This is a genomic window from Kitasatospora sp. NPDC057198, from assembly GCF_042670125.1.
In the GTDB taxonomy this organism is placed as follows: Bacteria; Actinomycetota; Actinomycetes; order Streptomycetales; family Streptomycetaceae; genus Kitasatospora.
In genome coordinates, this window is record NZ_JBHUWH010000256.1 from 1 (window position 1) to 11,009 (window position 11,009).

The window sequence follows — 11,009 nt, forward strand, 5'->3', positions numbered from 1 at the left end:
GTTCTTCGGTCGTCACAACCCGAATGCTGGACACCCTTCCTGCATGTCCGAAGCAGAACCAGCAAAACCAGCTGACTTCGGAACTACTCGTCTAGATGGTCGCTGCCGTGATCAGTGGTTTTGGCCAGAAGGTTCGCACTTGACGCATCTGCGATCGATCAAGTGCGCGCTACTGACTTCGGCTCGTCAGGGTGAGGCCGGGGTGTCGAGGGCGAGGCCGCTGCCGGCTATGAAGCCGTCGAGGGTGTCGGGCCGGTACTGCAGTCGCTTGAGCCGGTTGTGCACGAGGGCTTCGAGTCGGCCGAGGGCCATGACGGCGAGGTTGGCCAGGCTGCGTTTGGCGTGCGCCCAGACCCACCCCACGGGGTTGAGGGCGGGCGAGTAGGCGGGCAGGAGGAACACGGCCAGCCAGGTGCGTTCGGCGATCAACTCGCGCATGGCGTGGGAGACGTGGGTGTTCAGGCGGTCCCAGATCAGCACGATCGGTGCCTTGACGAGGCGGTGGATGCCGTCGACCAGTGCGATGAAGTTGCGCTCGCCCATGCTGCGACGTCGGCCTCTGCCGCCGGGGTGGGTGCGCAGGCGGTGGCACAGTCGGGTGCGCGAGCCGACCGCATGGCGATCAGTCCCGCTACCGACAGCCGTCCCGAGCGCCGGCCGCTCACCGTCACGACCGGTGTGCGGCCGTGCCGGCCCCAGGTACGGCCTTTGGGCGGACGGCGGGTGAACCCTGTTTCGTCCTCGAAGCAGATGTAGCCCCCGCACGCCGCCCGGGCTCTTTTACCTCCGCTCAGGCCGCCTCCTTCCACGCGTTGACGGCCTGCTCGTCGCGCTCGGCCACGCGCCGTGCGGGGACCTGCGGGCTGAAGCCGAGCCGGTGCATGAGCCTCGTGGTGCCCGAGACGCTGTACGAGATGTGGAACTTCCGGCCGATCAGCGTGACCACCCGCGCGGCCGTCCACACCCGGTCCTTCACCCAGCCGTGCGCGGCCGGCCCTGCTCCAGGTACGCGGTGAGCTTCTCCAGGCAGCGCGGCGACAGACGGCACCGCGACCCGCTCGGGCCGCGTGACGCAAGTGCCTCGGCTCCGCCGACCCGCCACAACTGGTGCCACTGATAGGCCGACTTTGGACTCACCCTCAGGCGCCGTGCCACCTCCAGCGGCTTGACCTCCCGGTCGAACAGCTCGGCCGCTTGCATCCGCACCGTCTCCCGGCGCAGCCGTCCCGAAGCGGTCAGCCCGCCCCCATCCGCATATCTCACGCACCACGGCTACAGCCACCACAACGAGCCCATCAGGCTATTCGGGACAGTTCACTCTGACGTGCCGAAGTCAGTAGCTCGCCTTCAACTCAGCTTTTCCTTGAAGAGTTGCTTCGGTCTGGCGCCCTCGACGGTCAGGCGGTCGTCCCGTTCGCCGGCGTCGGTGTCGGCCCGGCGGACCCAGGACCACATGACCTCGGGATGGATTCCGAGGTCATGCCGACGCGTGCTACCGATCGGCTGGTCAAGCGGACCTGGCGTATGGCGTGCTCGCGGAGTTCATATAGGTACCGGCACCGCTCGTGGTTCTCCTTGCGTCTGGACCGTGACAAACCCAGACATCAGGGACTTTGGAAAGTCGGAGCGGCTTGATGACAAGTGCTCCGAGATTGGCGATATTTCGATGTTTACCCGACTTGAATCTCGATGCGGGATGCATTTTTCGGAAAACCACCAATCAAGACGGGGCGGCCCCTTAGGGTTTCTCCACGTACAACGGCGGCAGTCGGCTCCGCGGCGGCACATCAATGATTTCCGCCGCGCGCAGCAGTGTGTCGGGTCCCACTGGCAAATCGCCAAGACCTGGGCAGGGCGCGGAGGTTGGGCAGGACACGATGGCTTCTGTCACGAGCAGCATTCGGTTCGGCAGGAGGGCAGATGACCCGACGAGTACGGAATCGAGTCCACGGCAGGAGTTCAGTCGCTCGTTCCCGCCTGGGCGTTGAGTCGGAGCTGATCGCTCAGAGCCTGCAGACACTCATCACAGAGGCTGCCGCCGACGTCCAGCGTGCCGACGCGAAGGCCGGTTCGATCTGCGCCATCGCGAGCACGGCGGGCGCGCTGGAGGCAGCGGCTCTGGGCGCTAGGTCGGGGTTTTCTCCGTGGGAGGTAGCCCTTGGAATCCTCGGAGGGACGGGGATCGTCCTCGCACTCCTCCTTGCTGCTGCCGCGCTCCACCCTTCGTTGCCTTCGCCCGACGGGCCGAGCCGGCTGTCCTTTCTTGATGTCCACGGCCTGACGGGGCAGCAGTTGCTGAGCATGGTGCAGCGGCTCTCGCCGTGCGATCTCGCCGTCGCCGACAGCCGCAAGGCGGTGGAGTTAGCTGCCCTGGCGATGCGCAAGTACCGCCTGCTGCGGGCCGCGACCAGGTCGCTCGAAGTCGGCCTGTTGGTGGCAGCAGTTGCGGTGGTGATCGTTCTCGTGCGCCTCTGATGCCGTCAGCGGCACTGGTTTTGCCCCCTTCGTCCCTCATGGAGGAGCCTTTGTATCAGACCCATCGTGAGCTGTTCGGCGACCGGTTGTGGGAGAAGCTCTGCGCCCTGGCTCCCCTACGGCACCGCAAGACCAGGAGTGTGCTGCTGTTGCAGGACGCGCCCGGAACCCACGTGCTGGTGCTCGCTTCCGGATCGGTGGCAGTGACTAGACGTGATGGCGACGGGCAGCGGACCATGCTTGCGGTGCGGCGAGCCGGTGAATTGCTCGGCGAACTGGCTGTTCTGGCGGACGGCACGCGAAGCGCCACGGTTTTCGCCGTGGAGCCGTCCACGATCCACATTGTCCCGGCACCGGAGTTCCATACCTTCGTCGCCGAGCACAATCTTCTCCAGGTGCTGATGAAGCACACGGTTGGACAGGTTAGGGAGGGCGAGGAGATTCGTCAGGAACTCGCGACCGCAGCCGTCCCCGCGCGCCTCGTGGCGGCCTTGCTGCGTCTGACGGATTCGGCTGACGGGTCACACGGCGGGCCGACCCGGATTCGGCTGTCGCAGGAGGAGATCGCCCAGTTGATCGGCTGTTCGCGCAACTCCGTGGTCGAGGCCCTCAAACCGTTGCGGGAACGTGGGGTGGTGCGCGCGAACGCGGGCGGACTGCTTGTCGTCGATCCTGTCGGTCTGCGGGCCTGCCTGCCGCAGAGGTGAGACGGGGCTCACCCCGCCGGAGCCCAGAACCGTGCACCGGCTGGTCGGCGGTCGCCCCCACTATCAGGTCGACCGCCGCGCAGGTTTCACGGTGGTCCGCTGTCTACCGTGAAGGGACTTCCGAGGTGCACTCAGATCGATCCTCCGACCCCCGCGACATCCCCGACTACCAGGCGCTCTTCGTCATCGACATGAAGGGCTACAGCACCGTCCAGTCCTGGCGCATGACGGAGCTGTGGGGAGACCTGGAGAACATGCTCGCCACCGCTTTCGTTCAGAGCGGTCTGGGAGCCGAATGGCAGGCTCCCTCGTACCGCAATCCCACGGGCGACGGTCTCATCCTGGCCATGCCGCTGACCCGGGCCCGGCTCTTGGTCGACCCGCTTCCGGAGAACCTGCAGCGGCTCCTGGCCAGCCATGACCGTGAGCGCCTCGCGTCCATCGCACCGATTCGGGTGCGGATGAGCGTGCACGTCGGGCCGCTGACGAACAGCTTTCGGGGCGATCCCATCAACGACCTCTGCCGCTTCGTCAACAGCGGCGCGGCCCGCGATGCCGTCAAGGTGGCGGAGGCCCGGGGCGCTTTCGTCGCGCTCGTGCTCTCCTCCGAGGCGTTCCAGGTAACGGTAAGGGCCGGCCGTACGGAGCGGCTTACGGCCGGGGACTTCCGCCTCACCCAGGCAGTGGTGGAAGGGAAGTTCGCCGAGCCTGCCTGGGTGCACGTTCCGACAGTGAACGCGGAACTGCTGGCAGGCGCAGCTTCGCCGGGGGCTGCCACGACTTCTCCTCCGGACGATCGGTTCGGTTCGACCGAGGCGGTCGGTCGGGCCTCAGTCAGCCACCGGCAGTTCGGCCCGATCAAGGGTTACGTCGAGAACGCGGGCGACATCACCTTCACCTAACGATGCTCCAACAGCGGGTGCCACCGCGGCGCCCCCACCCGCCCTTGCCGTTGCCAGGGCACATGATCACAGAGGAGTCAGAAGTGAACGAGGCATTTGACCCTTCGCAACGACCTGAAATGGCCCCGGCCCGGACGGAGGAGGCCAGTCCCGTTGCCGCCCGGCCCGCCAGTGCACACAGTGATGAGTCCCCTGTCCCGGCCCCACCTGCTGCCGGGACAGGACCACTCGCTGAATCGGCCGCCGCGCCCGAGGGAACAGCTGACGGCGAGGGCAAGCACCAGGGCGGCACATCAGAGCCCGATGTCCTCGAAGGCATCTCGGGGGAGGCGCTGACGGCGCTCGTCGAGGCATCGTCCGAGCCGACGGGCTCGTTAACCGGTGCCACAGCTCCGGAGGCGGCCCCGGCGACGGCGCTGGAGGCAGTCCTGGAGCCGGGCAGCCTGTGGGAGCTGCAGTCCTACATCGAGAACGCTGGGGACGTCTACGTCAAACCGGTCTTCAACTCCACGACGACGGTCGAAAAGCTCCTGGAGGAGCTCTCGATTGACCACGGCGACGCCATGTCGGCCGAGGTCTACGTCGACTCACCCACCTGGACGGCGGCGGCGCAGAAGGTGCAGGACGCGCTCGCCTCCACTCACCCGGTGGCACTGCTGGTGGTGCGGCCCGAGATCGGAGCCACCACGTTCGCCAAACGCCAGCTGGCTCTGGCGGCGGGCCTGGAGCGGCAGGTCGTGCTACTGGACGGCGACTGGCAGCGGCTTACGCCGGCCCAGTTCCCGCGCCGTCCCGGCACCGGCCAGTTGCTGGAACTTCGGGACGGCGACACGGACCAGCTGCGCGAAAGCCTGCTCTCCGCACTTCCCCGCCACGCGGTCGCACTGCACGAGATCAACTCCTTCCTGCTGATCACGGTGACCGAGGAACTGTGGGCCGCACGAAAGGCTGATGCCCCGCCCGAACTCGTCGTCGTCACACTCACCGACTCACCGCCCGCCTGGCCAGTGCTGCGCAAGCATGTCGAGGCGCGACGCGGGCTGGCCATGGCCCAGCACTTGGAAGAGCACAAGATCGCCGGGCAGGTCGAGGGGTGGAGCGCGGTCCGCACCGGTCGGTTCGTCCGTGACTTCCTTGCCTTGGCGGCCGAGTACGACCCGCTCGCTCTCGTCCAGGACGGCGTCACCGACCCTGTCAGCCAGTCCTCACGCACGTCTTACGAGGAGGGGCTCAAGCGATTGATCCGCGGCTGGTCCGAGGAACTCGACCAGCGCCTCGCCGATGGGCGGAGCTCCGGCCGGGATGGCGAGAGCGGCCGAGGCCTGCGGCCGCTCACTCTTGAGGAACGCTGCTACTCCCTCGTCCTCGCAGTCCGTGGATCGGTGAGAGTTGAGGAGGCGGTCGAGGAGGGGCACCGGCTGGCCGGGCTGCTGGCGGGTGACGCACATACGGCAGAGGAGTCGGTGAAGGCGAAGCGCCCGGACCTGCGGGGGTCCTTCGCCGGCCGTGGACTGCAGACCCGTCTGCGGGCCATCGGCGCCCAGGTCGACGAATCAGGGGCCGCTTCCTTCCGGGCCCAGGCCTACGGCGACGAGCTTCTGGTACGCGTCTGGCGGGAGTACCCGGACGTCCGCCGCCGGGTGATCGAGTGGGTCATGACCGGCCCGGCCGACCAGCGTTCGGACCCCGGGGGCGCTCCGGTCCGCGCCCTCACCGACGTGCTGCTGGCCACCCGTGACGTGCAGGGTCTCGCTGTCGTCCGGGACCATGCCAGTAGGTCGAGGGACAGTGCGTTCGCCGCCAAGGTTCTGGCATCAGCTGCCCGCGACGACAGCCTTGGCCGACCCACGAGGGCACTGCTCTACGACTTGGCAGGAAAGAAGTCGGAGGAGGGGCAACGGCTCGTTGTGCAGGTGTGCACGGACCTGCTCGAGGACCAGCGCGATGCCGCGATGACCCGCCTCCGCCGGGTGGCCGACAACGGTAGCCCTGCGGTCTGGGACCCCGTCCTGAAGGGCTTTGCCACAGTGGTGCGGGATCCGGCCCGGGTGCAGTGGTTCACCGCAACGCTCCACGCCGCGTACAAGCGCTCGGGCGTGTCACCGGGGCTGTGCCTCGGAGCGCTGGCACTGCTGGGGGCAGACACACAGCCGCTCGCCGATACGGCGGAGTCCGAGCCCACCGACACAGTGATCCGGGCCGGACTGGATGGCATGTTCGCCAAACCGGATGACTATCCCGATCTGTTCGACGCCCTTGCGCGTTGGCTGGACCGACGTCCTTCCGGGGCTCAGTACGAGCGTGCGCTCGGCGTGGTCTGGGAGGTCGTGCTTCGCCACGGCAGGCTCGGCGACTTCGCCCGCCTACACAAGGTGCTCGCCGGCACGGTCCGTGCCGACGGCCGACAGCCGGAGCGGGACATCGTGGAACTGATGCGCGCCAACCCTGAACTCATGTCTGTCGTACAGCTCAAAGGGCTGAGCGGATGAGCCGACTCTTCGGGCGGCGCCGAACGGCCGAGGGGCGCGACTGCAACGTGGAACGGCGCACTCTGAAGAGCCGGACACCGGACATGTTTTTCCGGGCTACCTTCTCCGCCCACTGGTACCCCGGCCAAGTCGACCACCGCAACATCGAATCGATTGTGGCGCAAGACCTGATCGAACGGGCAACACAGCTTTCTGGGCAGTGGTACGTCGAGGAATTTCGCACGGCCCACGACTGCCTCAACGCGGAGCTCGGCCGGGAACGGGACAGCCAAGACGGGTACTTCCACGGCCTCACCGCCACGGTTCAGCTATTCCTGGACGCCGAAACTCAGCAGATCGCGCAGCAACAGCGGTACGACCGGGCCCGGGTCAGTCGGCTGCGTTATCTGCGAGACTCCCTCTACAGCGACCCTGAGCTCATCCTGCTCGACTACCTTGACCGCCATCCGGAGAAGGTCCCGGAAGTTGACATCAAAGCCTTCCAGAAACTAGCCAGGAGTCTGCGGGCCGGCGGCCAGTGGTGGTATCCACTGCTCGACGCACTGGAACGACTCAGTTCGGGCACCGACCCCGTATGCGGTGAAATCACCGCCATGACCGCACTACTGAGGGCGTTCAAGGACGCTGCCCCGGAGCTGATCGACAAGCATGGCCTGCAGGGCCTGATGACCGCTCTCCTCGGAGACGCCATGGCCGGCCCTGACACCGAAGCGAGTGCCCGGGTCAGCACGTCTCCGCCCCTGCACTGAGCGCGTTTCACTCACCCCCCGTACGCCCGATCAGACATGAGGCATGCATGAGAACGAGCGTCAGCCGTTGGCTCCTCGCACCCCTCACCAGCTGGCATGCTCTACGGCTCACCCGTGCCAGCGATGGCCAACTCGACTTCGACACGGCGTGGCGCAGAGCCCGCGTCCGAGCACACCCGGATGAAATCGACTACCAGCGCCACGGTCACCTGGTCGAGAATCCGACGCACTACGACGACCAACTACCCGCTACCTTTCGAACCTGTATTTGGTGTCAACGGTAGCCCACCGCCACCGGTGGCGATTACCCCACTCAGGATGTACGGCGGACAGGCTGAGTGGGTAATTATCGTCAGTGAGAATGGCTCAGCACTGAGGAGGCCACCAACCCGGCGGGTCGGCCTTTTCGGGGAAGCACCCCCGCACGTCCGAAGTCCGACTGTGCCGCGATGTCGGAACCGTTTTCCCGTTCGTGCGGGGCGTTCAACGCGGCGCATGACGTCACTGCAGTTCTATGCGCCGCCGCACGACCCCGTTCGGCCTATCGGGTGGCGTTTCAATTGCTGGTGCGGCTGGGTGTTGCCGGTAGTCGATTCGTCTTTATGGGAGGCTCTGTGTCCTTCATCGAGTACTTCGGTGGTGAGCTGCCTCCCGCGGGCCTATCACGGACCGAGTGTCACGAGACGTTATCGGGCAGCATGGTGGTCGGACGAGATAGACCCTGACCTGCGGGGGTTGGATTCACCAGCACCAGTGGGACGCCAGTTCGACCGCTGGGGGTCAAGGGGCCGCAGGTTCAAATCCTGTCGTCCCGACTGTGAAGTCGGTTGTGGGAGCCGGTACTTGGGAAACCAGGTGCCGGCTCTTTCTGTTGCCGCCTCAGGTGGTGGTCGCATGGTGGTCGCTGGGTCGCATGGGCCAGTCGTCGGTGGGGTCGTCGAGGCGCGGCCGGGGTGGGTAAGTCGGGGCCGATGGGGGCGTGGGTGGGGGCGTGCGGGGCGGCGGGTGCGGCAGACGGGGGTGCCGGATTCTGCGCGGTCGGCGTTGTCGAGGATCCAGGCGATGCCGTCGACGGCGGTGCGGGCGGTGCGGGCGGTGCGGGCGGCGCGGGGGGTGAGGTGGGCGTAGATGTTGGCGCTGGCGGACAGGGTGCGGTGGCGCAAGGTCTTGGAGACGATCGGCAGCGGGGCTCCTGCGGCGAGGGCGAAGCCGGCGGCGAGGTGGCGCAGGTCGTGGAGGGCGATGCGGGGGACGCCGGCTTTGTCGCAGAGCAGGTGGAAGTGGTCGAGGACGTTCTTGGGGTGCAGGGGGCGGCCGTGGCGGTGGAAGACGTAGGCGCTGCTGCTGGTGTTGCCGAAGGGGCCGGGGTCGGCGCGGTCGTCGAGGGCGGCGGCCGCGCGGTGGGAGAGGGCGACCCAGGTTGCTGTATTTGGTCTTCGGGGTGGTGAGGAGGAGCTGGTTGTTGTCGACGGTGGAGAGGGTGTGGCAGACGAAGAGGACGCCTTCGCTCTGGTGGACGTCGTTCCAGTGGAGGGCGAGTGCTTCGCCTTTGCGCAGGCCGGTGGTGATCATGAGTTCGGCGAGGTCGGCGTAGAGGGGGGCGGTGGCGCGGGGGAAGCGTAGGAAGCGGACGGTCTGGGCTTCGGTCCACAGATGTCGGGGTGCGGAGGTGGGGCGTAGTAGGAGTCGGGGTTTGGCGGCGTCGCGGGTCAGGCGGTCGTCGTTGACGGCGCTGGTCAGTGCGCTGGAGAGGGTGGCCATGATCCGGTAGATGGTGACTTTGCCGCGGCCGGTGTGGAGTTGGGCGGTGACGTAGGCGCGTAGGTGTTGGCGGCTCAGGTCGTTGAGGGGATGTTGTCGAGGGCGGGGATCAGGTCGTTTTCGACGTAGTCGCGGTGGCGGGTCATGGTAGTGGCCTTGAGGTGCAGGTAGTCGGCGGTCTTCTGCCGCGGGTCGGCGATGAACCCCAGGGCGAGGGACTGGTTGAAGTGCCGCAGCGCGATGCGCGCTTCGATCTCGTCGGCGGTTGGTGGGGGAGGGGGCGTTGACGGCGAACGCCCAGTTGCGGTGGCCGGGATCGGCCAGGCGCGGGCGGCGGGTGCCGAGTTGGCGGCGGTGGGTGTCGCGGCAGCCGCAGCGCCGGTAGATGCGGCCGTGGTCAGGAACAGGGGTGGGGACGGGGGTGCGCGAGGGGCTGCCCTTCCCAGGGGCCTCCCGTGCTGCGGCCACTGTGCGATCACCAGGGCGGGAAAGTGCTGCCTGACCTGCGGATCTCCCTTGACTGGCGGCAAGGGGAGATCCGCGGTTGCCCTGCTGCGGGGTGCTGTTCAGATGAGGCGGTCGCGGTTCGAGGCGGCGGTTTCGCGCACGAGCTGGGCGAAGCGTTCGTGGCTGCGCCGCTGGTGTTCCTCGGCCTGTTCGTCGTCCCAGTCTTCGACGTTGCCGAGGTCCTCGTCCTCGTCGCCGGATTCGCTGTGCAGGAGCCAGCAGCCGTGGATGCCGGCGAGGAGGTCTTCGAGGAGGTCGCGGGCGGGGCGTTTGGGGTCGAGCGGGGTGAGGCGGACGGCGACGTCGTCGAGGTCGGGGTCGTCCTCGCCGGTGTGTTCGGCGACGGTTTCCTCGAAGTCCTCGAGTTGGTTGCGCAGGGAGACGGGGTCGAGCAGGAGGCCGTCGGTGATGTGCATGGCGTGGCGGACGAGGGCGGTGACGGCTTCGTGCGGGGTGGCGCCGTCCTGGAGGAGGCCGAGGACGAGGGTGGGGGTTTCGTGGGGGAGGGATTCGATGGTGTCGGCCAGGAGGACGACAGTGGCGGGATCTTCGCCGGAGGATTCGGCGGCGACTTCGACTGCGGCGGCGAGCCAGTGGGCTGCGGCGACGGCGGCCGCGGTGGGGTCGACGGTGGAGAACAGTTCGGTGGGGCCGAAGGGGTCCTGCTCCAGGAGCCGGTCGGCGGCGGCGACCTGGACGGGGGAGGCGTCCTCGCGGCTGAGGAGGACGGCCTGCTGGGCGCGGTGGGTGAGGTCGCCGAGTTCGGCGCTCTCCACCGCGGCGAGTTCCAGGGCGGCCTCGGTGAGGACCGCTTTCGTCAGGGCTTCGTCGTCGAGGTCGTGGAGGGCCCGCCCGATGCGGTGGGCGGATTCGGTCAGTGGGCTGTAGGAGACCATCATGGCGCCGCCGTGGGGCAGGTGGGGTTCGGCGATCGCGCCGGGGACCTCGGCGAAGGCTTCGCGTTCCTTCTCGCGGCGCCAGCCCTCGCTGTCGGGTTCGAGGGAGCCGGCGGCGCTGGCCGGGTGGGTGTAGGTGCGCCATGCGGCGTACGAGAGTTGGGTGAGGGAGCGGGCCAGGGCCAGCAGGTCGGAGGTGGCGGCGCCGTCCGGTAGGGCGGCGATGCGGGTGGAGAGGTCGCCCTCGCCGGTGCCCCACGAGGCGATCAGTCGATGCTGGTCGGGGTCGACGCTGTAGCGCGTCATGGGCCGTACCTCCGATGCCTGTTCCTGCGTGCCCCGTGGCACCGGACAAGTCTGACGCACCGACAGATGACGGGAGCGGTGAATCACGAGTGGCGGTGTGCGGGAGGCCGAGGAGGCGTGGCCCGGGTCGGACCAGATCGTCTTGTGGGGCGTGCGTCGGCCTGTGAGGGCGGCGCGTTCGGGCACGGAGGTTCTTGCGAGCCGACGAGCCCCCGCC

General features: G+C 67.8%; 10 protein-coding genes and 1 pseudogene. 5 read left to right on the forward strand and 6 right to left on the reverse strand.

The annotated features are described in order from the left end of the window. Nucleotides 1-186: 186 nt before the first annotated feature. From ACFUEL_RS25345 to ACFUEL_RS25355, 3 genes are all read right to left on the reverse strand, one after another. Nucleotides 187-543 (reverse strand): transposase, encoded by a 357-nt coding sequence (locus ACFUEL_RS25345; RefSeq protein WP_380239059.1) that lies wholly within the window; start codon nt 541-543, stop codon nt 187-189. A gap of 247 nt (nt 544-790) precedes the next feature. After that, nucleotides 791-976: a winged helix-turn-helix domain-containing protein gene (locus ACFUEL_RS25350; protein ID WP_380239060.1), complete on the reverse strand. Its 186-nt coding sequence runs from the start codon at nt 974-976 to the stop codon at nt 791-793. Further along, nucleotides 973-1,200 (reverse strand): helix-turn-helix domain-containing protein, encoded by a 228-nt coding sequence (locus ACFUEL_RS25355; RefSeq protein WP_380239061.1) that lies wholly within the window; start codon nt 1,198-1,200, stop codon nt 973-975. The genes ACFUEL_RS25350 and ACFUEL_RS25355 overlap by 4 nt, the downstream gene beginning before the upstream one ends. Before the next feature lie 720 nt (nt 1,201-1,920). On the opposite strand from ACFUEL_RS25355, the gene ACFUEL_RS25360 reads away from it, so the two are divergent. From ACFUEL_RS25360 to ACFUEL_RS25380, 5 genes are all read left to right on the forward strand, one after another. After that, nucleotides 1,921-2,475, forward strand: coding sequence for a Pycsar system effector family protein (locus tag ACFUEL_RS25360; RefSeq protein ID WP_380239062.1), 555 nt, complete (start codon nt 1,921-1,923; stop codon nt 2,473-2,475). Between the two features lie 38 nt (nt 2,476-2,513). Continuing rightward, nucleotides 2,514-3,182, forward strand: a complete 669-nt coding sequence (locus ACFUEL_RS25365) for a Crp/Fnr family transcriptional regulator (RefSeq protein WP_380239063.1) — start codon at nt 2,514-2,516, stop codon at nt 3,180-3,182. Nucleotides 3,183-3,307: 125 nt separating this feature from the next. Beyond that, the gene (locus ACFUEL_RS25370; protein ID WP_380239064.1) at nt 3,308-4,084 is read left to right on the forward strand and encodes a hypothetical protein; all 777 of its coding nucleotides are present in this window, start codon (nt 3,308-3,310) and stop codon (nt 4,082-4,084) included. Between the two features lie 83 nt (nt 4,085-4,167). Beyond that, complete coding sequence (locus ACFUEL_RS25375) at nt 4,168-6,573, forward strand: hypothetical protein (protein WP_380239065.1); 2,406 nt, start codon at nt 4,168-4,170, stop codon at nt 6,571-6,573. After that, a complete protein-coding gene (locus tag ACFUEL_RS25380; RefSeq protein WP_380239066.1) occupies nt 6,570-7,322 on the forward strand; it encodes a hypothetical protein in 753 nt (250 codons plus the stop codon). Before ACFUEL_RS25375 ends, ACFUEL_RS25380 begins: the two co-directional genes overlap by 4 nt. A gap of 686 nt (nt 7,323-8,008) precedes the next feature. Here the strand turns inward: ACFUEL_RS25380 and ACFUEL_RS25385 are convergent. The 3 genes and pseudogenes from ACFUEL_RS25385 to ACFUEL_RS25395 all read right to left on the reverse strand — a co-directional run. Next, nucleotides 8,009-8,737: pseudogene (locus ACFUEL_RS25385) on the reverse strand (tyrosine-type recombinase/integrase); the annotation flags it as partial. 420 nt (nt 8,738-9,157) lie between these two features. Beyond that, nucleotides 9,158-9,613, reverse strand: coding sequence for a hypothetical protein (locus ACFUEL_RS25390; RefSeq protein WP_380239067.1), 456 nt, complete (start codon nt 9,611-9,613; stop codon nt 9,158-9,160). A gap of 36 nt (nt 9,614-9,649) precedes the next feature. Continuing rightward, nucleotides 9,650-10,792 carry a hypothetical protein gene (locus ACFUEL_RS25395; protein ID WP_380239068.1) on the reverse strand — a complete coding sequence of 381 codons (1,143 nt, stop codon included), beginning with the start codon at nt 10,790-10,792 and terminating at the stop codon, nt 9,650-9,652. Nucleotides 10,793-11,009: the final 217 nt, after the last annotated feature.